The sequence below is a fragment of the Roseivivax lentus genome (assembly GCF_900156805.1).
GTDB classification, from domain to species: Bacteria; Pseudomonadota; Alphaproteobacteria; order Rhodobacterales; family Rhodobacteraceae; genus Roseivivax; species Roseivivax lentus.
Map to the genome: position 1 here is coordinate 13,442 of NZ_FTOQ01000020.1, position 23,932 is coordinate 37,373.

Genomic DNA, 23,932 nt, shown 5'->3' on the forward strand with positions numbered 1-23,932 from the left:
CGTTCCCTATTTGAAAATTCTCAAAAGGCGGCGTTGATGCTGGAGGCAGAGAACCTGCGTCATCCACGGTAGACCCGTCGTTATTTCAGGGGAGGAAAGCTGATAACGCTCATTCCACCGTGACAGATTTCGCCAAGTTCCGCGGCTGATCCACGTCCGTGCCCTTTGCCAGCGCCACGTGATAGGCCAGCATTTGGGCGACGACAGCATAGACAAACGGCAAGACACGATCGGGGCATTCCGGCGTTTGGATGCCGCCTTTGGCGTCGTGACCCACATGCCATACGCGTCCGCCCCGCGCGGCAACCTCGGCCGCGTTGGAGCGGGTCTTTCCCTGCAATGGCCCTGCGCTGTCGAAGACAATCACCGGCATGTCACGATCAATCAGGGCAATCGGGCCGTGCTTCAGTTCACCCGCTGCATACCCATCTGCATGAATATAGCTGATCTCCTTGAGTTTCAGAGCCGCCTCCAGCGCCATCGGGTATTGCAGTCCCCGACCGATAAAGATCGCGTCCCGTGCCGGTGCAATCTCTTGCGCGACCTCCGAAACCCGCCCCTCAAGGGCGATCGTCTCTGACATGATCCGCGGGAGACTGGCGAGATCTTGCACCAGGGATGCGAGATGCGCCTTATCGATCTGGCCGCGTTCAACACCCGCTTTGAGGGCGACGGACAGAAGGGCCAGCATCTGCCCGGTGAAGGCTTTCGTGGAGGCCACGCCGATTTCCGGGCCGACCTCGATATCCACTACGTGATCCGCCTCGCGCGCGATGGAACTGGTCGCAACATTCACGACACCAAGGCGCGCCGCGACGTGACCGCGGACGTCCTTCAGCGCGGCAAGCGTGTCTGCGGTCTCCCCCGATTGGCTGACCACGATCACCAGCTCGCGCGGCGCATGGATGCGCTTGCGGTAGCGATATTCACTGGCAATATCGATCTCTGCGGAGATGCCCGCGATTTCCTCGAACCAGGTCTTTGCCACGTGGCAGGCGTAATAGGCGGTTCCGCAAGCGACGAGCGTCACTTTGTCGATCTTGGAAAAGTCGAGATCCGGTAAAAACGGCTTCATGGTCATGGCATGCGTGTCCGCGACGCTTGCCAGAAGACGCGCGATGCTTTGCGGCTGGTCGTGTATCTCTTTCAGCATGAAGTGCCGATAGGGTCCCTTGTCCACCGACCAAGTGGCTTCGGGCACGGTCACGATTTCGCGCGTGACTTCTACACCGGTGCCATCGAAGATCTGAACGCGATCGGTGCGGATAACGGCCCAGTCGCCATCCTCGAGGTAGCAAACACGGTCCGTGAAGGGCGCAAGCGCCAGGGCATCCGAGCCCAGAAACATCTCCGCCGTGCCATCCTCGGCGAGGGGCCCGTAGCCGATGGCCAGCGGGCTTCCGTAGCGTGCCGCAAAGATGAGATCAGGATAGCCCTCGAATATGACCGCGAGAGCGTAACTGCCGACGAGCCGCTGAAGAAGCGCAGCAAAGGCCGCCGGCGGTGTGTGCGTTTCGGCAAGCAGGCGTTCAAGGAGATGGGCTGCGACCTCGGTATCGGTCTCCGACTGAAACACCACTCCCGCGGCCTCGAGCTCGTCGCGCAATTTCGCGTAATTTTCGACGATGCCATTGTGCACGAGCGTCACGTTGCGCGTGCGATGCGGATGCGCATTGCGCTCGGTCGGCCCGCCATGAGTGGCCCACCGTGTGTGGCCGATGCCAATCTTGCCCGAAACGGGCGCCGCGTCGAGTTCCGCCTTGAGCGCTGCGAGTTTGCCGACGCTGCGACGCACTGCGATCTCGCCGCCGACATTCATCAGCGCGATGCCCGCGCTGTCATAGCCGCGATATTCCAATCGACTCAGGCCATCGACCAGACGCGCCGAGACGTCCGTATGTCCCAATATTCCAACAATTCCGCACATCGCTAGAAGATCCTGTCTCTCTCATTCAAAAAGTCAGCCGACATCATGGCCGCTGTCTCAATCTTGGTTTTCCAAAACCGCCACTGGCACTGACAGAGGCGAAGCCCTTCGCGGAATGCTGTGCCGTGTTTTCATGATCAGAAGAAAAACCGCTGGAAGCGCGAGCGTCAGTACGGTGTCACTCACCGCCTCCCCGAAGGATATCTGCCCGCTTCTGGTGATCTGTTGCATGCCATCGGACATCTCATTAGCAAGCTGAAGAAAACCCGTTGCGCAAAAAGCAATGGCAAACGGTGTGCGCGCGTGCCGAAAAAGAAAGGCCACCGCGCCAAAAATCAGCACCCCCAGCAAGATATGCAGCCAGTTGTTGTCAATGCCCACGAGGAACGCGATCTCGCCCTTTAGAGCGGCCAGACTGTCCATGAGGGCGCCTCCAATGGTCTCATGCTTGCGAGATGGCAGAAGCATGTCGCTAACACCAGTAGAGACCCGTAACCCGCAACGTCCCTGGCCGTCGGCGGCTGATGCTCGAGTGGCATGACCGTGCTACATTCGTCGATAACGCAAGCTGTCATCCGCCAAAGGTATGACAACGCAGAATGTCGGTTTGAGACGGTAGGCGAGAATGGCTAGTCTTCACTTTGACCAGTTCCCGAGACGCAAACCGCTGACGCGGCTGAACTCGCCTTCATTGTTCGTGATCAGACACATTCCTCTTGAGCGCGCATGACCGGCAATCATGACGTCGAAGGGGCCGATCGGGGTTCCGCTGGCAGCGAGCTCCGCTCGGATCTGCCCCGCGTGTTCGGCAGCGTCGAGATCGAAGTCGAGGAGATCAATGCGACTGAGGAGCCCCTCGATGACCTCAAGATTTCGGCGGACGGATTGTGACTTATGAGCGCCATAGAGCAGTTCCATGGCGGTCACGCTCGAAGCGCACATCTCTCCGTCATGTGCCTCGAACTGCTTTCGGACTGCCTCAGGCTTGTTTTTGATCGTGTAGATCAGAATATTCGTGTCCAGCATGTACCGCAGCATCACAGCGCGGTGCGCTCCTGATCTGCAGGTTGCTCACGCTCTGACATGAAGTCCTGACTAACCTCAGGGCCGCCGAACCATTCCGCCCAACCTTGCTCTGAAGGCGTGATGACCCAGCTGCGGCCGCGGCGCTCGATATCAACACTGGTGACACCTTCGGGCAGGCGCACTGACTTCGGGAAACGAACGGCCTGTGTCTTGTTGGTCATAAACACCGATCCACGTTCCATTTCAAACTCCTCACTTACCTGCTCCGAGGTGTATACGTACGGTATGTACACCTCATGGTCAAGTGCGCAGAACCGCGTCTGACCGCCCACGAACACCCATATTCAGCTTGAATGCCCGATAAGGTGAGTTACCACATCCTTGGGTGAAGAGGCGCCGGCTCAAATCCACGCGGTTATGTCGGCGGGAAGGACGCCCCATCCCCAAGGGCAACAAGGACCCTTCAAGACGAGCCCCAATCGCTCTCTCTGACTTCCTCATCGGTGAGCGCTGCGATCTCCTCGTGAAGCGCCTCGTATTCCTGCATGCGCCGCTTGAGGTACCGCCCGGTCAAGGAGATGCGAGCGGAAATGCCCTCGGGCGTCAGCACGTAGGCATAGCCCAGCTTGTTGGGCGATGCGCGGAAGTTGCGGACCTTCACGTGACCTTTTTCGACGAGGCCGCGAAGGCAGTAGTTGATCAGGCCGACGCTGATGCCGAGTTGCTCTGAAAGCGCGCGCTGGCTGACCTCGGGGGTCTGTTCGATGGCACGCATCACTCGGAAGCGCACATCTTCGTTGACCTTACGGGTCAATCGTGGAAACCCACAGCTACCGCACCGGACCTCACGTGAGGCTCGGCTGGTGCGAAGCGTCTGACCACGGCACCGTTCATGCGTGAACGCGTATCGGGGGCTGGTCCGGAAGACAAGGCCGTGACGCGCTTGTAATCTTCGCGATGATCAGAAAACCGCCGATAGCCGAAGAAGCGGGCGGATAGTTTCATACAGAGGCTTCAAGCCGAGCGCCAATGTCGGTGCGGCTTCTGGCTGTCCTTATGGGTCAGGTTCGGTGCCGCACGCCGGATGAGTGTGGCCGGGCGCTCTTTTCGGCTGGGCGGATTGACTGCGTGGGCCGCGGGAACGTCTCGTGAGGCGCTCGTCTGTTGGCCGGTCTCACATGTCCCCGCCGGAGACCAGAAGCGTCAGGGCGGGGCGCTTGGCGCTCGCAGGAACGACGCGCCTCTGCGGACAGTGGAAAAATTCAATAATCCGTTTTTCCGGATTGGGAAGCGAACGCACCTGTTGCTTACGGCAACAGGCCATATCGCTGAACAAGAAAGGAAAACCCATGGATTGCAAACCTTTAGAACGCCTCTCGTTTCCGGAAAGCACGGTCAGGAATGTGCAACTGATCGAACCTGCCCTGTCCGAGGCGCTGACCGATCTGCTTTGTCTCGCGCAAGACCCATCGACGGCTCCGATAGCCCTGTCTTTCGTGTTTCAGGACGCCCCGTTCTGCCTGAGCTACCCGGCGATCGACGGCACGGTCGAGGCTTCGGAGCAGGGCTTCCGGCTCTTGCATAATTGGAGCGGTCCGGAAGGGCTCCACCGCGACTGGGAGACTTTTGACACGTTGCCCGGACATTCCGATGAATTTCTCCCGGTCCTGGTGAACCTCGGCTTCCTGCTTTCCGCATTCAGGAATTGGGGTTTGGAGGTTCTGACCGGGCAGGCCTACCTGACACCGGTCTCGCTTTCGGTTCTGCCCATTCACGGGCGCCTGATCGAGGGCTGGGAAGACCATGGCCGCATCTGCATGGGCGAAGCCTACCACAGCGTGCAAATCCCGCATGTCGCCAGCCACCGGGCCTTTCTGCAGGCGCGCGGCAAGGATCTATGCCGCTTCCTCAACAGCCTGTCGGCTCCGGCAAGCCAGTTGAAGAACGATCACGAGACCGCACTCCGCATCATGAACGAAGAGGAGGGACGGCGAGAGGCCACGCTGCGGGCGCGTGGGGGAGCCGCGCGGGTGGGATGATCGCGGGCCTGTGACCACCGGCGTCGGGTCGGTAGTCAGCCGCATTTCGGAGTGACGTCCAAGGGCACTGCTGGGCAGGGCGGAATGTCTGCTCTTCGTGCGCCGGGGCCGTGTTATGAGTTTGGATATGTCCTGAATTCAATGCGTTACGATGTCTCTTATAAATTTCTTGCTTAAAATAATGCATATGCATACAGTTTGAGAAATGCGGCGAAACCTTCGCTCCCATCAGGAAGGCGATATGAACGACGGACCGCCAGATCGCATGCAGACCGGTCAGCCAGCGGCGCCTGTAGCGCTGGTTGATGCGCCCGCAGCGGCACCCAGTCTCGCCGAACTCGGCCTGGAGAACTTCCCGCCATATCTGATGAACCGCATCATGGGCCGCTACAATGTCAGCCTGCGCGAGGAGATGGCGGCGCTCGGGCTCACCACGCCGCAAATGCGCGCGCTGGCGGTGCTGTCGGTCCATGACGGCCTGCTGATCCGGGAACTCGTCGTCTATGCAGTCGTCGAACAATCGACGCTGTCGCGCGCTCTCGATGCGCTCGTGAAGGCGGGGCTCGTGACCCGCACGCCTGATCCCCATGACAATCGTGCCACGCGCATGTCCATCACCGCGCCGGGGCGCGCGGCCTATGAACGGCTCTGGCCGCACATGGCCGCATCCTGCGCGCAGATGTTCCGCGGCATCCCGCAGGCCGAGCAACAGACCTTCACCGCGACGCTGCAGAAGATGCTGCGCAACATCCGCAAACACGATTTCTGACGGGCATCATGGCAGAGCGATCCTTCAAGGCCGAAGTCGAACATCTGCGCCAGGGCGCTGGGGAAACCTTCACCGGGGAGGGTATTCTCGCCATCACCAAGGCACTGCTGGAAAACGGCGTGGGCTATGTGGGCGGCTATCAGGGTGCACCGATCAGCCATCTGATGGACGTGCTCGCGGATGCCGAGGATCTCATGAAGGAGCTGGGCGTGCGGTTCGAGGCCAACGCCTCCGAGGCGGCGGCGGCGGCGATGCTGGCCGCGTCGGTGCATTACCCGATCCGCGGCGCGGTGACCTTCAAGGGCTCGGTCGGAGTCAATGTCGCGTCGGATGCCCTGTCGAACCTCGCCTCTTCGGGCGTCGAAGGCGGCGCGCTCGTAATCGTGGGCGAGGATTACGGCGAAGGCTCTTCGATCATGCAGGAGCGCAGCCATGCCATCGCGCTTAAATCGCAGATCTGGGTGCTTGATCCGCGGCCGAACCTGCCGGCCATCGTGAAATCCGTGGGTGACGGCTTTGCGCTCAGCGAGGCGAGCCAGACGCCGGTCATGTTGATGATGCGCATCCGGTCCTGCCACGTCACCGGCAGCTTCGAGACGCGCGACAATCAGCGTCCGCCGCTGACGATCAGGGATGCGCTGGCCAATCCCCGGCGCGATTTCAGCCGCGTCGTACTGCCGCCGATGAGCTATCAGCACGAACATGCCAAGATCGAGGCGCGCCGCCCGGCGGCCGAGGCGTTCATCGTCGAACAGGGGCTGAACGAGCATTTCGGGCCGAAGCAGAGCCAGGTCGGCATCATCTGTCAGGGCGGGATGTATAACGGCGTCATCCGGGCCCTGCAGCGGCTGGGCCTTGCCGATATCGAAGGGCAGACGGACATCCCGCTTTACGTGCTGAACGTGACCTATCCGCTCGTGCCGACGGAATTCCTGGCCTTCGCGGAGGGCAAGGACGCGCTGCTTCTGGTCGAGGAAGGTCAGCCCGAATTCATCGAGCAGGAACTCTCGACCATGCTCTACCGCGCGGGCAGCCCGACGCGGCTTTACGGCAAGGGCACGCTGCCCATGGCGGGCGAATATACCGGGCAGGTCATGCTGGACGGAGTGACGGCGTTCCTGCGCGAGACGGCGCCGGGCCTCCTGCCGGGTCAGGTGCGCGCACCCAATGCGCCCGCGCCCGACATTCCGGACCTGTCCTCGACCGTGCCGACGCGCCCGCCGGGTTTCTGCACCGGGTGCCCGGAGCGCCCCATCTTCGCGGCCATGAAGATCGTCGAGCAGGAGCTTGGCCAGCACCAGATCTCGGGCGATATCGGCTGCCATCTGTTCGGATCGCTGCCGCCCTTCGAGATCGGCGGCCAGACCATGGGCTACGGTCTCGGGCCGGCCTCGAACGCGGCCTTCGGCGGCGGCGGCGAGAAGCGCGCGATCTCGATCCTCGGCGATGGCGGGTTCTGGCATAACGGGCTCAGCTCCTCCATCGGCAACATGGTGTTCAACAAGTCCGACAGCGTCGCGCTCATCATCGACAATTTCTACTCCGCCGCGACGGGCGGGCAGGACATCCCGTCAAGCCGCGCGTCGAACCCGACCAAGGCCACGAAGAACCCCATTCAGAAGGCGCTCAAGGGCGTGGGTGTCGAATGGATCCGCCAGATCGACCGCACCTATGACGTGCCGCAGATGGTCGCCGTGCTGCGCGAGGCGCTGACCACCGACTATGACGGCCCGAAGGTCATCGTCGCGTCGTCGGAATGCATGCTGAACCGCCAGCGCCGCGAAAAGCCCCAGCGCGCCGAGGCCATGAAGGCGGGCCGCCGGGTGGCCGCGCCGCGCTTCGGCGTCGACGAGGATGTCTGCACCGGCGATCACGCCTGCATGCGGCTCTCGGGTTGTCCGTCGCTGTCGCTGAAGCATCTCGACGACCCGCTGCGCGACGATCCGGTGGCGGCCATCGACCACACCTGCGTCGGCTGCGGCAATTGCGGCGAGGTGGCGGATGCCGCCGTGCTGTGCCCGTCCTTCTACCGCGCGGACGTCGTGCATAATCCGACCGCGTTCGAACGCGGCCTCGCGAAGCTGCGCAAGCGCGCCATCGGCTGGTTGCAGAAGCGCCGGGACGCCAGGCGCGTTGTCTTCGAGGAGGGCGCGGCATGAACGACGCAAGCCCGCACCTCGCGCCGCGCCCACGCGATGCCCGCGTCGACGGCATCATCAGCATCGCGATCATGGCCGTGGGCGGGCAGGGGGGCGGCGTTCTGACCGGGTGGATCGAACGGCTCGCGCGGTCGCAAGGCTACAACGTGCAGGCGACGTCGGTTGCCGGCGTGGCGCAGCGCACCGGTGCCACGATCTACTACATCGAGATGGCGCCCTCCGAGGGCGATCTGCGTCCGGTCTTTTCGCTCGCGCCGGCGCAGGGCGACGTGGATATCCTCATCGCCGCCGAGATGATGGAAGCGGGCCGCGCCATCGACCGGGGTTTCGTGACACCCGATCGCACCACGCTCATCGCCTCGGCTCACCGGGCGCTGGCCGTCTCGGAAAAGGTCGTGCCGGGCGACGGCACCGCTGCGGCGGCGGAGGTGCAGGCCGCCGCCGAAATCGCGGCGCAGAGGCTGATCCTTGCCGATATGGAGCATCTTGCGCGCGCGCAGGGCTCGGTGATCTCCTCCTCCCTTTTCGGGGCGCTGGCCGGATCGGGCCGGTTGCCCTTCCCGCGCGCCGCCTTCGAACAGGCGATCCGCGACAGCGGCAAGGCGGTCGAGGCCTCGCTCAGCGCCTTCGCGGCCGGCTTCGACGCCGCGCAGGGAAAGACCGAGGAGACCGGCCACGACGGCGCGCAAACTCCAGATGCATCGGCGCGGGTTCCGCCCGCCTTGCGCCGCGACTGGGAGGCGCTGCAGGCGCGCCTGGCCGCCTTGCCTGCAGAGGTGACGGAGATGGCCCGGGCTGGCCTGCGCAAGGTCGTCGAGTTTCAGGATCTCGCCTACGGCGCGGCGTATCTGGCTCGGCTGGAAGACATCGCGGCCGAGGACAGCGCAGCGCACGATCACGCCTTCACCCGCGAGGCCGCGAAATACCTCGCCAATGCGATGGCCTATGACGACGTGATCCGCGTGGCCGACCTCAAGACCCGCGCCGCGCGCTATTCGCGGATCGAAGACGAAATGGGGGCGGGCGAGGGCCGGGTGATGCACCTGAGCGAGTACATGCACCCCCGCGCCGATGAAATCGTGGGTCTGATGCCGGAACGGCTGGGGCGGCGCCTGTCGGAAAACCCCAAGGCGATGGCGCGCATCGACTGGCTGTTCAACCGCGGGCGCAGGCTGCGCAGCGACGGAGTGCTGGCGTTCCTCGCGCTGTACACCTTGGGCGGGCTCAAGGGCTGGCGCCTGCGCACGCTGCGCCATGCGCAGGAATGGGCGCATATCGAGGATTGGCTGTCCCGCGCCAACGCCGCGCGCGCCCGGAACTACGCGCTTGGCGTCGAGGTCCTGCGGACGCGACGGCTCATAAAAGGCTATTCCGACACCCATGCGCGCGGGCTTTCCAAATACGACCGGGTGATGGACGGCATCGACCTTGTCGCCCATCGCGAGGACGCGGCTGACTGGGCGGCCCGTCTGCGCAATGCGGCCCTCCAGGACGAAACGGGACAGGCGCTCGACGGCGCTCTGAAAACCGTGCGCAGTTTCACAGAACGCACGGACAACAACTGAACCTTCGATCTCAACAGAACAGGGAGACGGACATGAAGAAGATTGCACTTGCCGCGGCGCTCGCGCTCGGCGCCACTCCGCTCGCCGCAGAGGAAGTCCTGCGCGGCGTCACCGCCTTTGCCACCGGCACCACCTTCTCGCGGCCCTTCGAGGCCTTCATCGAGCGCGTGAATGAAACCGGCGCGGGCGTGGTGCAGATCGAATATGTGGGCGGCTCCGAGGCCATTCCGACCTTCGAGCTGGGCAACGCGGTCTCGGACGGCATCGTCGATATCGCCAACAACACGACGGCCTTCTACACCAACCTGCTGCCCTGGGGCGACGCGCTGCACCTTGCCACCAACACAGTGCAGGACCAGCGCGCCAATGGCTGTTTCGACAAGATCGACATGCTGCATCAGCAGCAGATGAACGTGAAGTTCTTGGCGCGCACCGGCGACAACATCCAGTTCCACCTTTACCTGACAAAGCCCATCGAGGGGCCGGACCTGTCGGGTCTGACGATCCGTACCACGCCAGTCTATCGCGGCATGTTCGAGGCGCTCGGCGCGACGCTCGTCCGCACCGCGCCTGGTGAGGTCTACACGTCGCTCGAGCGCGGCGCGATCGACGGCTATGGCTGGCCGACGCAGGGCATCCTCGATCTCGGCTGGGACGAGCAGACCAAGTATCGCGTCGATCCGGGCTTCTACCAGGTGGACGTGAACTTCCTCGTGAATCTCGACCGCTGGAACAGCCTGTCGGACGAAGCGCGCGCCGTTCTCGAAGATGCGGCAACATGGATCGAGGAGAAGAATGCCGAGAACCTCGACATCAACGCCGCCGAGCTTGCCGCGCAGGCCGAGGCCGGGATCGAGACCATCACCTTCGAGGGCGAGGCCGCCGAGACCTGGCTGGGCGCCGCGCAGCGCGAAGGCTGGGCCGGTGTCGAGGAAATCGACGCCGAAATCGCGGAAGAGCTTCGCGCCTGCCTCGTCGACTGACCTACCCGTCCGGGGGGCGGCCTTGCCTCCCGGACGCCTTGACGGAGCTTTCCGCCCGATGTTCGACCGCATTCTCTTTGCCGCCGCGGCGCTTGCAGGCGCGATCCTTGCCGCGATCGTGCTGGCCATCTCGCTCAACGTGGTGCTGCGCAATCTCGCCGGCGCGCCGATCCACGGGCTCCTCGATCTTGTGGAATACGGCCTTCTGATCGTGACCTTCGCAGGCGCGCCCTGGGTGCTGTCCCGGAACGGGCACGTGGTGGTCGACCTGGTGACGGGGGCGCTGCCGGAACAGACTGCAGTGACGCTCGCCCGCATCGTGGCGGTGATCGGCTGCCTGCTTTCGGCGCTCGTCGTCTATTACGCGCTTCAAGCGGTCCTCGTCTCCTATGGGCGCGGCTCGATGATCCGCACGGCCTTCGTCGTACCGGAATGGTGGGTGCTGTCGGTCATGCCCACCTCGTTCCTGCTCATCACGGTGGAATTCGCCCGGCAGGCGCTGAACCCGCCTGTGCGCAGCACCGAAAAGACGGGGCTCTGAGCGATGGATTGGCCGCTTCTTCTGACGCTCATGCTGAGCGGCCTTGCCGTTCTGCTGCTCATGGGCATGCCGGTGGCCTTCGCCTTCCTGGCGGTCACGGTGTTCGGTGCGATCGAAGTTCTGGGTGGCGAACGCGGGCTCGTTCAGCTGGCGCGCAACGGCACGCAGGCGATGACGAATTTCCAGCTCGCGCCGATCCCGCTTTTCATCCTGATGGGCGAGATCCTGTTTCAGACCGGCGTCGCGCACCGCGCCATCGACGCGGTGGACCGGGTCGTCACGCGCATCCCCGGGCGGCTGTCGGTCGTGACGGTCTTCGGCGGTACGATCTTCGCCGCATTGTCAGGCTCGACCATCGCGAACACGGCGATGTTGGGCTCCACGCTGCTGCCGGGCATGCTCAAGAAAGGATACGCGCCGACGCTGGCCATCGGGCCGATCATGGCCTCGGGCGCCATCGCCATGCTGATCCCGCCTTCGGCCTTGGCCGTGCTCGTGGGCAGCCTCGCCGGCATTTCCATTTCCGGCCTGCTGCTGGCGGGCGTCCTGCCGGCGCTCATCCTTGCATTCCTGTTCGTCACCTGGATCGTCGTGCGGGTCACGCTTTCGCCTGAAATGGCACCCCCGGACGCGACCGAAGAGATGAGCCTCGCCGAGCGCTGGCGCCCCTTCATGGTCTATGTGCTGCCACTGGCCTCCATCTTCGTGGTGGTGATCGGATCGCTGATGTCCGGCCTCGCCACCCCGACCGAAAGCGCGGCCCTCGGCTGCATCGCCGCGGTTCTGGTCGGGGCCGGATATCGCGCCCTTTCCGCCGAAAGGCTGATGGTTGCCATCATGGAGACGGTGAAGCTGTCGGTCATGATCCTGTTCATCATCATGACTTCGCAGACCTTCGCGCAGGTCCTGAGCTTCTCCGGCGCGACCGGCGGGATCGTGCGCGCGATCGAGGGCTATCAGCTTGGTCCGCTGGGCGTTCTCATGGGCATGATCCTGCTGCTTCTGCTGCTGGGATGCTTCGTCGATCAGGTCAGCATGCTGATGATCACCGTGCCGATCTTCGTTCCGCTCGCCAATGCCGCCGGGATCGACCCGCTGATCCTGGGCGTGGTCTACCTGCTGACCATGGAAATCGGCTTGCTGACGCCACCCTTCGGGCTCTTGCTGTTCGTGATGCGGGGCGTCGCGCCGCCCGAGATCGGGATCAAGACGATCTACGCGGCGGCCCTGCCTTACGTGACCATGAAGCTCTTCGTGCTGGCGGGCATCGTGACGCTGCCGTGGCTGGCGACGTGGCTGCCAGGTTTGCTGAAGTGACGGTGCCCCGACAGTGATGCGCAACACTTTGAGGAGCCGAAAGAAAACCCCGCACCGGACGGGCCGGAGCGGGGCGTGGATCATGCTGCGCGGTGGGGCTTACTGGATGTCCGCCGCGATCTGCGCGTCGATCTCTTCCTCGGCGGCGGCCACGCTTTCACGCAACGCCTCGAGCACCTCCGGGCCACCTTCGACATTCGACGCGAACCAGTCGTAGACCGGCTGGACCGCCTCGGAGAAGGCCGCCATCTCTTCGGGGGTGGGCACGTAGATCTCGCCGCCCGCATCGCTGAAGGCCTGATAGGCTGCCAGCTGCTTGCGCTTGGGCGAGGCGAAGGTAGCCTGCTGCAGCTCGTTGAAGCCGTTGACCACGACGCGCTTCAGATCGTCCGGCATGGACTGGAAACGCTCGTTGTTCATCACCCAGATCGCCGCCATGTAGGCATGGCCGTCGAGCGTGAGGTACTTCAGCCCGGCATCGGTGAACTTCATGTTCATGATGTCGGTGACGCCGTTCTTGGTGCCTTCCACGACGCCCGTCTGCAGCGAGGTGAAGAGCTCGGGCCACGGGATCGGCGTGGGCGAGCCGCCCAGCGTTTTCACCAGCTCCTGCGGCAGATCGGCGACCACGGTGCGCATCTTCATGCCTTCGAGGTCGGAGGGCTGCGCGATGCGCTTCTGGGTGTTCGCGAAGTTGCGCCAGCCGCCGGTGTTGCCGATGGTCATGATGCGGATCGCGCCGCCCGAATTCTCGAGCGCCATGTCGCGCAGGGTGCGGGTGAAGGTGCCGTTGGTCAGTACCGCCTCGGCCACGCGGTCGTCGCGCATCAGGTAAGGCAGATCGAAGACCTGCACGTAGGGAAAGATGCCCGCGGCGCCGCCCGAGGTCGTCACGAAGATGTCGATGGAGCCGTCCGCCACGCCCTGCAGGCACTCGGTGCCGTTGCCGCAAAGCTGCGTGCCGATGAAGAGCTCCACCGCGATGGCGCCGTTCGATGCTTTCTCGACGTAGTCCTTGAAGATCACGAGGCCGTCGTAATCCTCGTCCTGGTCGTTCGACGTGGCCGTCGCGCGCAAGGTGTAGTCCTGCGCCGTGGCCATGCCCGCCGATGCGGCAAGCACGGCTGCGGCCGCCAGCGTTGCAAAGGTCTTTTTCAGCATCTTTTCCTCCCTGGATTTTCTTATGCTGGTTAATTCACGAACCCCGCGAGCCGCGGAATGGTGAGCGATATGGCGGGGACATAGGTGATCAGCATGATCACCAGCACCTCCACCGCAAGGAATGGCAGGATCGCCCTGGAGATCGTCTCGACCTTCTCGCCCGAGACCGACGACGCCACGAAAAGAACGAGCCCCATCGGAGGCGTGGCAAGGCCAACGGTCAGGTTGACGCTCATGATGATGGCGAAATGCACCGGATCGACGCCGAGCGAGGTAAAGACCGGGCCGAGGATCGGCCCCAGAATGATGATCGCAGGGCCCGCATCGAGGAACATGCCCACGATGAACAACAGGATGTTGATCAGGAACAGCAAGGTCAGCGGGTTTTCCGACAGCGACAGGATGAACTCGGCCAGTATTTCGGGCGCGTGCGACAGGCTCACAACGGTCTTGAACGACACCGCGGCGCCCACCAGCAGAAGCACGGTGGCCGACGCCATGGCCGAGCGTTTCAGCACATCGACAAGGTCCTTGCCGGACATCACGCCGAGCACGCCGAACGAGATGATAAGCGCGTAAAGCACTGCGATCGCCGCCGCTTCGGTCGGGGTGAAGACGCCCAGGAGGATGCCGCCCAGGATGATGATCGGGGTCTGCAATGGCGCCACAGCCTTCTTGCAGACAACGCGGAAATCGGGATCGACGCGGGTGCGATAGAACATCAGCAGGAAATGCGCGGGGATCAGCAGGCCGATGTAAAGCGGCAGACCGCTTGCTGCAGCACCCAGCGGCAGAAACCCCGCGAGCAGGTAGAACACACCCGCGAGGTTGAGCCGCAGCAGAAGGAAGCTCACCCAGTATTCCACCGGCTTCAGCTCCGCCCCGCGCTCCACGATCCGTTCGGCCTTGGGCAGGTCGTACCTGTCCGCCATCACCCGCACCATGATCATCAGGCCGACACCGACGAGGATGCCCGGCACGATGCCCGCGAGAAACAGCGCGGCGACGGATTGGCCCATCACATAGGCGTAGATGATCATGATGCCCGAGGGCGGAATGATAGGCCCGATCACCGACGAGGCCGCGGTAATCGCCGCCGCGAAGCGCCGGGTATAGCCCTGCTTCTCCATCGCCGGGATGAGCGTCGAGCCGAGCGCCGAGGTATCCGCCACGGCCGAGCCCGAGAGCCCGGCGAAGAGAATCGAGGACAGGATGTTCACATGCGCGAGCCCGCCGCGCAGATGGCCCATGAAGGCTTGGCTGAACTGCACCAGCCGTTCGGTGATGCCGCCACGGTTCATCACCTCGCCCGCGAGCAGGAAGAAGGGCAGGGCCATCAGCGGAAAGCTGTCCATGCCGTTGTAGAGGTTGCGATAGAGCAGGGCGAGGTCGCGCTCCTGCCCGTTCAGCCACAGTAGAATGCCGGGCGCGAACAGCAGTGCGAAGAACACCGGCAGGCCGATCATCAGGAAGACGAGGAAGACCGGCAGGAACCAGACCAGCATCTATTCGGCCTCCGGCAGATCGGTATGCGACAGCGGCGGCAGCCCCTCGGCGCGGCCCGCGATCATCAGGATGCGGCGCAGGATCAGCTCCACGTTGACGATGGTCATCAGCACCATGCCGACGAGGATCGACATGTACATCCAGGCGAGCTTGATCTTGACGCTCGTCCCGCCGACGAGGTCGAGCGGCAGGCGCAGCGAGGAGGAGGCGAAGAGCCAGCCGGAATTGACGTGGTTCAAGCCCAGCTGGATGCCCATCAGCAGCACGGTCATAGCCACGCCAAGCAGCACGAGGATGATGATGTCGGCCACGCGGCGGGGCAGGGCCTCGGTCAGCATGTCGATGGCCACGAAGCCGCCCGCGCGTAGGCCCGACGGCGCGGCAAGGCCCGTCATCCACAGCATCAGGAAGCGCGCGGCCTCATCGGGCCAGGGCAGGGCGTTGTTCAGCACGTAGCGAAACCAGACCTGCGCGAGGATCACCGCCACCATGAACGCCAGCGCCACGATGGCCAGACCCCGGCCCAGCCACAGCACCCAGTCGTTCCAGAGCTGGATCGGGAGCAATATTCCCCGAATGAGCTGCAATGATCGTCTCCTCCCTCGCCGCATCGTTGGCGGCTGCCCGTTGACCGGGCGTTCCCGTACCTAACGTGCTGCGAAACCTCCCAGCTGTCCATTCAGGAATAACAGCGGGCTCCCCTCCCGCCGGGTCACCTGCGTGACCTCGCCGACGACGATGGCGTGATCGCCGCCGTCATGCACCGCGTGGCGCGTGCATTCGTAGCGCGCCAGCGCCTGTTCGATCACCGGGATGCCGGTGTCGCCGGTGCGCAGGACGTCCGGGCCGAGGGCGCGCCCGTCGCGCGCCACCGCGTGGCACAGATCGCCCTGATCCTCGGCGAGAACATGGATCGCGTAGCGGGTGCATTCGGTGAAAGGGGCAAACCGCTTGGACGCGCGGGCGGGCGACCAAAGCACCAGTGGCGGGTCGAGCGACAGGGACGCGAAGCTGTTCGCGGTGATCGCGAGCGGGCCGTCGGGCGTGTCGGTGGTGACGATGGTGACCCCGGTCGCGAATTGCCCCAGCGCATCGCGAAAGGCGCGCTGGGTCTCGGGGCCCGGCACGAAGGTCTGCGTCTCGAAGGGCGTGGCATCGCCCATCAAGGCACCTCGTGACCAAGCGCGAGCGTATAAAGCTCGAACCAGGTCTCGCGGTCGAGCTCGACCTTTTCCGCATCGCCCAGCGACGCGATCCGCTCGATGTTGTTCGTGCCCATGACCGGCAGGATCCCCGAGGGATGCCGCAGCAGCCACGCCACCGCGACGGCGGCCGCATCGACGCCCTGCGCTTTGGCGATCGCCTCGAGCGCCTTGCGCAACCGCGCCGAGCTCTCGGCGAAAAGCGAGCCGCCGCCCAGCGGCGACCACGCCATCGGCGCGATGCCGCGTTCCTGCAGGAAGGCCACGTCACCGTTGGTGAAGCCGTGATGCGCCAGCAGCGACAGCTCGATCTGGTTCGTCACAAGCGGTGTCTTCATCGCCGATTGCAGAAGCGTCCAGTCATGCGGCTTGAAATTCGACACGCCCAGATGCGCGACCTTGCCCGAGGCGACGACCTCGTCCAGCGCAGCGCCTGTTTCATGGTGATCCATCAGCGGATCGGGACGGTGGATCAGCAGAAGGTCGATCTGCTCAATCCCCATCAGCGTCAGCGAGTGATCCACCGAGGCCAGTATATGATCGCGGGAGGTGTCGTAGTGCTTCACGCGCTTGTCGGCATAGCGCCCTGCCGGTGCCACGATATCGCATTTGGTGACGATCTCGATCCGCTCGCGCAGGTCGGTGCCGCGCAGGGCATGGCCGAGAACCGCCTCGGCCTCGTAGCCGCCGTAGATATCGGCCTGATCCATCGTCGTGATGCCCTGATCGAGGCAGGCCTCGATCTTGGCGCGCACATGCCCCGGCGAGGTGTCGTTGTCGTCGGACAGCCGCCACATCCCGTAGACGATGCGGGACAGGGCCAGATTGTCCGTCAGCGCGACGCGGCTCACACTCATTTGCGCTCTCCTTCGCCCAGGGGCGTGTTCGGGGTCGATGTCGGCACCCGACCATAGATTTCGGGCAGCGAACAGGTGTTCAGCTGCGGAAGCACTTTCTGACCGAATTGGCGGCATTCGTCGAGATGCGGATAACCCGAGAAGATGAACGCCCGCATGCCCATTTTCCTGTACGTCTCGATCTTCGACATGACCTGATCGACCGATCCGACAAGGGCCGCGCCGCATCCCGACCGCGCCCGGCCGACGCCTGTCCAGAGCCCGGGCTCCACATAGCCGTATTGGTCAGCCAATTCGCGCGCCCGGGCCTGGTGGCTGACGCCGAGCGAGATCGAATCGTGCGCCCGGTCGCGGATCAGCTTGCCGTATTCGTCATCGAGCTTCGAGACGATGTAATCCGCGTATTCGCGCGCCTCGGCCTCGGTGTCGCGCACGATCATGTGCACCCGCAGCCCGTAATCGAGCGTTCGGCCATAGCGTTCGGCCACCGCGTTCACCGCGCGCATGCGCTCGGCCAGCTGCTCTTCGGGTTCGGGCCACATCAGGTAGAGGTCGCAATGCTGCCCGCAAAGCTCCAGCGCCTGCGGGGAATAGCCGCCGAAATACAGAAGCGGCCCGCCATTCTGCTGGTAGGGTTTCGCGGGATCGGTCCAGACATCCTTGAACTGGTAGACCTCGCCCCCGTAGTCGATCTTGTCGCGGGTCCAGGCCTGCTTGAGGATTTCCACCACTTCGCGCGAGCGCTGGTAGCGAAAGGCGCTGTCGGCGGTCTCTCCGGGGAAATCCGACGAGATGACGTTGAGCGTGAGCCGCCCCTTCATCATGTGGTCGATGGTGGCGATGGTGCGCGCCAGCATGATCGGCTGCATCTCGCCGCAGCGGATCGCCGCCAGCATGTTGATCTCGCTGGTCACCTGGCTGCCCGCCGCGACGAAGGACAAGACGTCCTGTCCGACCTGGTAGGAGGACGGACACAGGATGTTGCGGAAGCCCTGGCGCTCGGCCTCTTTCAGGATCGAGGAGCAGTGCTCCCAGCTCGACCGGAGGCGGCCTTCGGGCACGCCGAGGAACTGGTAATCATCCGAGCAGAGCGCGGCGAACCAGGACACCTCGGCGGCATCGAGATCGGCGGAGGTGACGGGAACGACGGTCATGGCGGGCCTCGGAATGGGGGCGGGACAGGGGGCGAATTTGCCCCTTGCGTAGCATCGTCATTGATGTGCATCAATAGTATATCAATTTCCGTAGCATTGCCGAGGCGCATGCCAGACGAAACCGCTCTTCCCCGCTATCTGCAGGTGGCCGAGACGCTGATCCGCGACATCGCGGCGGGCCGGCTCGCTGATGGTGCGCGGCTGCCGCCGGAGCGCGACATGGCCGCCGCGATGGACATCTCCGTGGGCACCCTGCGCAAGGCGCTCGCGCGTCTGCAGGAGGCGGGGTTGCTCGACCGGGTGCAGGGATCGGGCAATTACGTGCGCCGCGCCCCGCAGGAGCTGGGCATCTACGCCTTCTTTCGGATCGAACGGATCGACGGTGGCGGCCTGCCCACCGCCGAGCTCATCTCCGTCGACCGTCGTGCCAAGGATACCGGCATGCCGGATTTCGGAACGAGCGACGCGGCGCACCGCATCCGCCGTCTGCGCCGTGTGGGCGGCATCCCCGCAGTGCTCGAGGAGATCTGGCTCGACGGCGACGTGACCCCGGAACTCGACCGATCCGAGATGTCGGAATCGCTCTACCTCTATTACCGCGATGCGCTCGGCCTCGTCATCACCCGCGCCGAAGACCGGGTCGGGGTCGGCGCGGTGCCCGCCTGGGTGGTGCCCGAGGCCACGCTCGATCCCGGCAGCATCGCCGGTTTCATCGAGCGGGTCAGCCAGGACGCGGGCGGCGCTGCGGTGGAATATTCACGCACCTGGTTCGACAGCCGGCATGTCCGCTATGTCGCGCGTCTCAGGTAGGACAAGGACCTCGAAAGCATGATCAATTACGGCATCATCGGCGCCGGCATGATGGGGCAGGAGCATATCCGCAACATCCAGCTTCTGGGCGATGCCCGCGTCGATGCCATCATGGAGCCGGATCTCGAGCAGCGCGGCCGCGCGGGGGCCATCGCGCCTGACGCTGTCATGGTCGACAGCGTGCGCGACCTGCTCGCGCGGCAAAGCGTGGACGTGCTGCTGATTGCCAGCCCCAACCACCTGCATGTCCGCCAGATGGAGGAGATCGCGGCGATCCGGCCGCTGCCGCTTCTGGTGGAAAAGCCGCTGTTCGTAATGCCCGAGGAAAGCGCGCGCATCGCCGATCTGGCCGCGCGCTATCCCGCGCCGATCTGGGTCGCGATGGAATACCGATACATGCCGCCCATCGCCATGATGCTGGAGCGGCTGGAGGCCGCGACGGGCGGCCTGCGCATGCTGACGATCCGCGAACACCGCTTTCCGTTCCTCGACAAGGTGGGCGCGTGGAACCGCTTCAACGCCTCCTCGGGCGGCACGCTGGTGGAGAAATGCTGCCATTTCTTCGACCTCATGCGCCTTGCGACCGGCGCGGAGCCGGTGCGCGTCATGGCCTCGGGCGGGCAGGCCGTGAACCATCTGAACGAGGTCTATGACGGCCACGTCCCCGATATCTGGGACAATGCCTATGTCATCGTCGATTTCGACAGCGGCATGCGCGCGATGCTGGAATTGTGCATGTTCGCCGAAGGCTCGAGATACCAGGAGCATCTGAGCGCGGTGGGCCCCACCGGCAAGATCGAGGCGCTGGTCCCGGGCCCCACGCGTTTCTGGCCCGAGCGCCTCGGCGCGCCGCCGGTGCCGCAGGTCGTGCTCAGCCCGCGCGACGGGACCGGCGAACAGGTCCTCGACGTGCCGGTTGATCCGACGCTTCTCGATGCGGGCGATCACAACGGATCGACCTTCTACCAGCACCGGAAATTCCTGGCCGCGGTGCAGTCCGGCGGACCGGTGGAGGTGTCGCTTGCCGACGGTGCGAAAGCCGTGGCGATGGGGCTCGCCGCGCAGAAATCTGCGGAAACGGGCGAGGCCGTGCGCCTTTAGCGTCGTGTCACAACCCCTGGGCCACGGATAAAAGGGGGCGGCCCGACGGGAATGCCATCGACCGTGACAGCGGAACGCGCCGCGCGCACACAAGTGACGCGAGGAAAGAACCGGTGTGGGCAAGAATCGACCGGCGGGCCGGAACAGGCCCGCCGCGCGCTTCGTTGATCCTTTGAACATCACGGGGTCCGGCACAGATGCCGGGACCCTGCACGCGAACGCAAAGGACACGCACAGATGAAAATCCTCATGGTACTGACCTCGCATGACAAGCTCGGCGACACGGGCAACAAGACGGGCTTCTGGCTCGAGGAATTCGCCGCGCCCTATTACGTCTTCAAGGATGCCGGCGCCGAGATCACGCTGGCGTCGCCCAAGGGCGGACAGCCGCCGCTCGATCCCTCGAGCGATGGCGACGACGCCCAGACCGACGCCACCAAACGCTTCAAGGCCGACGACGACGCGCAGGCGGAGCTTGCCAATACCGCGGTTCTGTCGACCGTCTCGGCCGACGGTTACGACGCGATCTTCTTCCCCGGTGGCCACGGCCCCCTTTGGGATCTGGCCGAGGACGGCGACAGCACCGCGCTGATCGAAGCCTTTGCCGCCAACGACCGCCCCATCGGTGCGGTCTGCCACGCACCGGCCGTCTTCAAGCACCCCAAAGGCGCGGACGGCAAGCCGCTCGTGTCGGGCAAGACCGTGACCGGTTTCACCAATACCGAGGAAGAAGGCGTCGGCCTGACCGATGTCGTGCCGTTCCTCGTCGAGGACATGCTGAAGTCGAACGGCGGCGTGTACGAAAAGGGCGACGACTGGGCCTCCTTCGTGGTCACGGACGGCAAGCTGGTCACCGGCCAGAACCCGGCATCCTCGGAAGAGGCCGCGAAGAAACTGCTCGCCCTGCTTTGATCCGGTGTCGGGGGGCGGTCGATCTGGCCGCCCCGCACGTCTGACCACTTTATGAATTGGACCATGAAATGAATATTCTTGTCGCCGGTGCCACCGGCAAGACGGGCATTCGCCTCGTCAAGGAACTGACCTCGAACGGGCACACTCCGATCGCCCTCGTGCGCGAGTCTTCGGACACCAGCGCCCTCGGGGATGATGTGAAACTGCGCCACGGCGATCTGACGGATCTGCAGGACGATGTCTGCGACGGCTGCGAGGTCGTGATTTTCGCTGCCGGCTCTGGCGGGTCAACGGGCCCCGAAATGACCCAGAAGGTCGACCGCGACGGCGCGATGCGTCTCGTCGACATCGCCGCCAAGTCCGGTGTGTCGCGCCTCGTGATGCTGAGCAGCGTCGGGGCGGAAAATCCCGACCCGGATAGCGAGCTCGGCCATTACCTTCAGGCCAAGCACGATGCGGATGAACACCTGAAGGCCTCCGGTCTCAGCTTTGCCATCCTGCGCCCCGTCGCCCTGACCGACGATGACGGCACCCGCGACATGAAGTTCGGGGACGATGTCGATGTCGGCACCAAGGCCGCCCGCGGCGATGTGGCGGCGGTGCTCGCGCAGGCCGTCGACGACCCGGACTGGACCGGCAAAACGCTGCTGATGCAGTCGGCCTGAGCCCGCCCTTCGGAAGATAGCGACCCCGATGCTTGTCCGGCATCGGGGTCTTTTTTTGTCGATATGCGGCGCGCCCGCGTTTACGTAGGGTCGAGCTCCCCGGTTGCCGGATCGAGGATGGACACGGTCAGCATCATGCCGCTGTCCTCGTGAAAAAGGTTGTGGCAATGCAGCACGAACTCGCCGGTGAAATCGACCTGCTTGCTGGCCATCACGACCATGGTGCCGGGCAGGAACACCGTGTCCCCGCTGCCCTCAGGCGGGCCACCGTCGAAGTAGATCGTATCCCGCCAGATCGGCATCGCGTAATAGACAGGCGGCAGGTAGACGCGATTTTCGACATCGTAGGGCACACGGGCCAGCGCCTGGAACGAATTGATGTGGATGTGAAAGATGTGCCCGTCATTGGTGCTGTAGAGGTTCCACACATCCGTATCGCCTTTGTAGAGCTGGATTTGCGCGGGATCGTCGAGATTCCCGTCGAAATGCTGGTCGTTGATCAGGAACGCGGGCTTCGTCGGAACGCCTGAGGAATTGAATGCCGCGCCGATCGTCTTGAACTCCAGCGATTGCGTGGCCTGCGGAAGCTGCCCGGAGGCCAGATCGAGCGCCGGCGGCTCGGGCCGCTGGATCGCCGCATCCGCGTAAAGCGACATCGGCGGGACCTGCTGGGCCACGTCGTAGGCCGCATCGCCGATCTCGACCGTGATCAGCGTGTCGGTGTTGGGGGTATCCACCTCCACCACCATCGGGCTTTCGCCCTTGGCCGCACCGTAAAGCTCGAACTGACCGGGGCTATCGCCGACGATCAGCAGGTCGAGCCGCTGACCCGGGGCGAGCGTGATGAGCTCGGCCGTGGTCCAGTAAGCGGTGGGATCGGTCTCGGGCGACAGCGTCGCGTCGATCTCGTAATAGGGCGCGTCGGGATCGCCGCCGTCCTGCGGCAGCAGCGCGATCCCGTCGACCGCGATGGCATAGAGCTTGGGCAGCGTGCCCGCATCCCCGACCGCGCGCAGCTTCGGCACGTAGGTCTGCCCGTTGGTCGCGTTGACGAGGCGCAGGCGTTTGATCTGCCCCTGCGCGAGCGACAGGGTGGGGACGCGCTGCCCGTTCACCGTCGTCGGCGGGTTTGTCGTGGCCGTGCCCTCGGTGACTGTGAAGCCATAGCAATCGCTGGGATCGGCGATCCCGCCGAAATAATATCCCGCCGGGTAGAAGACGCCCTCCGTCTCCTCGGCATTGGTGAAGAAATAGGGGATGGTCTGCAGGACCATCACCTCTTCATCGGCCTCGGTGATGTTGTAGGGCGCCGCGGCGATCAGGTCGTCGAAATCGGGCGCATCCTCCTGCGCCCGGACAATCAGCGCCCCCGACATGCCGGGGCCAACCTGGCTCGCGACGGCGCCGTGCTTGTGCGGATGATACCAGAAGGTGCCGACCGGGTGATCGGCGGGCATCTCGTAGCGGTAGGTATAGAGCCGCGGCTCGTCGATCATCATCGGATCGGTATCGGCGCTCGACCGGATCATCAGAAGAACATCGTCCGAGGGCGCCTGCGGCGTCACGTGCAGCCCGTGCGTGTGCAGGTTGGTCGTCGTGTAGCCATGGGGCCGCCAGCCCGAAAGCGGGGAGGTCATGACGATGTTGTGGTCGACACCGCAGATCGTCATGTCATTGGTCAGGTAGACGCCGTTCACCTCGCCGCGCGTGAATTCCAGCGTCGGACCGACGACCGGCGGCGCGTCACTCGTCGCCTTCGGGTCGAGATAGCCCGGCGCTGTCAGCGAGATGCCGTACAGGTTCGCATCCCGCCGCGTGGTCGAGGCGAGCGAGAAGAGCCGCGGCGGCATTTCGGCATCGGCAAAGCCGGGGATGCGTTTGAGGGCGTTCAGATAGGCCTCGGCCAGCGGATCGTCGCTGCCGATCAAGGTGCCCTCGGGCGGGCTCAAGAGCGCCTCGCTGCCGGATGCCTGCGCCGGGGCCATGTCGGGCCAGGTCAAGGCGGTCGAGCCCGCGAGTGCGGCCATCAGACCCATCACCTGCCGCCGGTTCATCAGGCCTGCCGGGCATTCATCGCCTCTTGCCGCCCTGTCTTCGCTTCTGTGGTCCTGTGTCACGCCCTGTCTCCCTCTGGCCCGAATTTCAACCAAAGCGTGCGTCGGCAGCAGATCATAAGCAAGAAACATGTGCGCCCGGATCGCACAGCGAGGCTCAAAGGACGCAAAAGCCGCCATGATG

Annotated in this window: 23 protein-coding genes; 11 read left to right on the top strand and 12 right to left on the bottom strand. The window is 64.3% G+C overall.

Annotated features, from left to right (window positions below):
• Positions 1 to 109: 109 nt before the first annotated feature.
• The 5 genes from glmS to BW990_RS18935 all read right to left on the bottom strand — a co-directional run bounded on the left by glmS (position 110) and on the right by BW990_RS18935 (position 3,767).
• On the bottom strand, positions 110 to 1,927 hold the full coding sequence (gene glmS, locus BW990_RS18915; protein ID WP_076450674.1) for a glutamine--fructose-6-phosphate transaminase (isomerizing): 1,818 nt from the start codon (positions 1,925 to 1,927) through the stop codon (positions 110 to 112).
• 57 nt (positions 1,928 to 1,984) lie between these two features.
• Positions 1,985 to 2,350, bottom strand: a complete 366-nt coding sequence (locus BW990_RS18920; protein WP_076450677.1) for a hypothetical protein — start codon at positions 2,348 to 2,350, stop codon at positions 1,985 to 1,987.
• Positions 2,351 to 2,563: 213 nt separating this feature from the next.
• On the bottom strand, positions 2,564 to 2,953 hold the full coding sequence (gene vapC, locus BW990_RS18925) for a type II toxin-antitoxin system tRNA(fMet)-specific endonuclease VapC (RefSeq protein ID WP_327214251.1): 390 nt from the start codon (positions 2,951 to 2,953) through the stop codon (positions 2,564 to 2,566).
• Between the two features lie 11 nt (positions 2,954 to 2,964).
• Entirely contained in the window at positions 2,965 to 3,195 is a 231-nt protein-coding gene (gene vapB, locus BW990_RS18930; protein ID WP_076450745.1) for a type II toxin-antitoxin system VapB family antitoxin, read from the bottom strand.
• A 221-nt stretch (positions 3,196 to 3,416) separates the two neighbouring features.
• Positions 3,417 to 3,767, bottom strand: coding sequence for a MarR family EPS-associated transcriptional regulator (locus tag BW990_RS18935; RefSeq protein ID WP_234990311.1), 351 nt, complete (start codon positions 3,765 to 3,767; stop codon positions 3,417 to 3,419).
• Positions 3,768 to 4,170: 403 nt separating this feature from the next.
• Between BW990_RS18935 and BW990_RS18940 the strand changes: the two genes are divergently transcribed.
• The 7 genes from BW990_RS18940 to BW990_RS18970 all read left to right on the top strand — a co-directional run bounded on the left by BW990_RS18940 (position 4,171) and on the right by BW990_RS18970 (position 12,326).
• Positions 4,171 to 4,992 (top strand): hypothetical protein, encoded by an 822-nt coding sequence (locus BW990_RS18940; RefSeq protein WP_143526290.1) that lies wholly within the window; start codon positions 4,171 to 4,173, stop codon positions 4,990 to 4,992.
• Positions 4,993 to 5,233: 241 nt separating this feature from the next.
• The gene (locus BW990_RS18945) at positions 5,234 to 5,761 is read left to right on the top strand and encodes a MarR family winged helix-turn-helix transcriptional regulator (protein ID WP_234990312.1); all 528 of its coding nucleotides are present in this window, start codon (positions 5,234 to 5,236) and stop codon (positions 5,759 to 5,761) included.
• A gap of 8 nt (positions 5,762 to 5,769) precedes the next feature.
• Positions 5,770 to 7,920, top strand: coding sequence for a thiamine pyrophosphate-dependent enzyme (locus BW990_RS18950; protein ID WP_076450686.1), 2,151 nt, complete (start codon positions 5,770 to 5,772; stop codon positions 7,918 to 7,920).
• Positions 7,917 to 9,485: an indolepyruvate oxidoreductase subunit beta family protein gene (locus BW990_RS18955; protein WP_076450688.1), complete on the top strand. Its 1,569-nt coding sequence runs from the start codon at positions 7,917 to 7,919 to the stop codon at positions 9,483 to 9,485. Before BW990_RS18950 ends, BW990_RS18955 begins: the two co-directional genes overlap by 4 nt.
• Before the next feature lie 32 nt (positions 9,486 to 9,517).
• Positions 9,518 to 10,468 (top strand): TRAP transporter substrate-binding protein DctP, encoded by a 951-nt coding sequence (gene dctP / locus BW990_RS18960; RefSeq protein WP_076450690.1) that lies wholly within the window; start codon positions 9,518 to 9,520, stop codon positions 10,466 to 10,468.
• A 58-nt stretch (positions 10,469 to 10,526) separates the two neighbouring features.
• A complete protein-coding gene (locus BW990_RS18965) occupies positions 10,527 to 11,009 on the top strand; it encodes a TRAP transporter small permease (protein WP_076450692.1) in 483 nt (160 codons plus the stop codon).
• Positions 11,010 to 11,012: 3 nt separating this feature from the next.
• A complete protein-coding gene (locus BW990_RS18970; RefSeq protein ID WP_076450694.1) occupies positions 11,013 to 12,326 on the top strand; it encodes a TRAP transporter large permease in 1,314 nt (437 codons plus the stop codon).
• Positions 12,327 to 12,425: 99 nt separating this feature from the next.
• Here BW990_RS18970 and BW990_RS18975 read toward each other — a convergent pair whose 3' ends face one another.
• From BW990_RS18975 to BW990_RS19000, 6 genes are all read right to left on the bottom strand, one after another.
• Positions 12,426 to 13,487: a TRAP transporter substrate-binding protein gene (locus tag BW990_RS18975; RefSeq protein WP_076450696.1), complete on the bottom strand. Its 1,062-nt coding sequence runs from the start codon at positions 13,485 to 13,487 to the stop codon at positions 12,426 to 12,428.
• A gap of 29 nt (positions 13,488 to 13,516) precedes the next feature.
• Positions 13,517 to 14,992: a TRAP transporter large permease gene (locus BW990_RS18980; protein ID WP_076450698.1), complete on the bottom strand. Its 1,476-nt coding sequence runs from the start codon at positions 14,990 to 14,992 to the stop codon at positions 13,517 to 13,519.
• Positions 14,993 to 15,559 (bottom strand): TRAP transporter small permease, encoded by a 567-nt coding sequence (locus BW990_RS18985; RefSeq protein ID WP_234990313.1) that lies wholly within the window; start codon positions 15,557 to 15,559, stop codon positions 14,993 to 14,995.
• A gap of 81 nt (positions 15,560 to 15,640) precedes the next feature.
• Entirely contained in the window at positions 15,641 to 16,156 is a 516-nt protein-coding gene (locus BW990_RS18990) for a flavin reductase family protein (RefSeq protein ID WP_076450702.1), read from the bottom strand.
• Complete coding sequence (locus BW990_RS18995) at positions 16,156 to 17,052, bottom strand: aldo/keto reductase (RefSeq protein WP_407690148.1); 897 nt, start codon at positions 17,050 to 17,052, stop codon at positions 16,156 to 16,158. Before BW990_RS18995 ends, BW990_RS18990 begins: the two co-directional genes overlap by 1 nt.
• Positions 17,049 to 18,206: an LLM class flavin-dependent oxidoreductase gene (locus tag BW990_RS19000; protein ID WP_076450704.1), complete on the bottom strand. Its 1,158-nt coding sequence runs from the start codon at positions 18,204 to 18,206 to the stop codon at positions 17,049 to 17,051. The genes BW990_RS18995 and BW990_RS19000 overlap by 4 nt, the downstream gene beginning before the upstream one ends.
• Positions 18,207 to 18,314: 108 nt before the next feature.
• Between BW990_RS19000 and BW990_RS19005 the strand changes: the two genes are divergently transcribed.
• The 4 genes from BW990_RS19005 to BW990_RS19020 all read left to right on the top strand — a co-directional run bounded on the left by BW990_RS19005 (position 18,315) and on the right by BW990_RS19020 (position 21,694).
• Positions 18,315 to 19,016, top strand: a complete 702-nt coding sequence (locus tag BW990_RS19005; RefSeq protein WP_076450706.1) for a GntR family transcriptional regulator — start codon at positions 18,315 to 18,317, stop codon at positions 19,014 to 19,016.
• Positions 19,017 to 19,034: 18 nt separating this feature from the next.
• Positions 19,035 to 20,117 (top strand): Gfo/Idh/MocA family protein, encoded by a 1,083-nt coding sequence (locus tag BW990_RS19010; protein WP_076450708.1) that lies wholly within the window; start codon positions 19,035 to 19,037, stop codon positions 20,115 to 20,117.
• Between the two features lie 237 nt (positions 20,118 to 20,354).
• Positions 20,355 to 21,029, top strand: a complete 675-nt coding sequence (locus BW990_RS19015; RefSeq protein WP_076450711.1) for a type 1 glutamine amidotransferase domain-containing protein — start codon at positions 20,355 to 20,357, stop codon at positions 21,027 to 21,029.
• A 68-nt stretch (positions 21,030 to 21,097) separates the two neighbouring features.
• Complete coding sequence (locus tag BW990_RS19020) at positions 21,098 to 21,694, top strand: SDR family oxidoreductase (protein ID WP_076450713.1); 597 nt, start codon at positions 21,098 to 21,100, stop codon at positions 21,692 to 21,694.
• Positions 21,695 to 21,774: 80 nt separating this feature from the next.
• Here the strand turns inward: BW990_RS19020 and BW990_RS19025 are convergent, their stop codons facing one another.
• Positions 21,775 to 23,748 (bottom strand): multicopper oxidase family protein, encoded by a 1,974-nt coding sequence (locus tag BW990_RS19025; RefSeq protein WP_076450716.1) that lies wholly within the window; start codon positions 23,746 to 23,748, stop codon positions 21,775 to 21,777.
• Between the last annotated feature and the right edge of the window lie 184 nt (positions 23,749 to 23,932).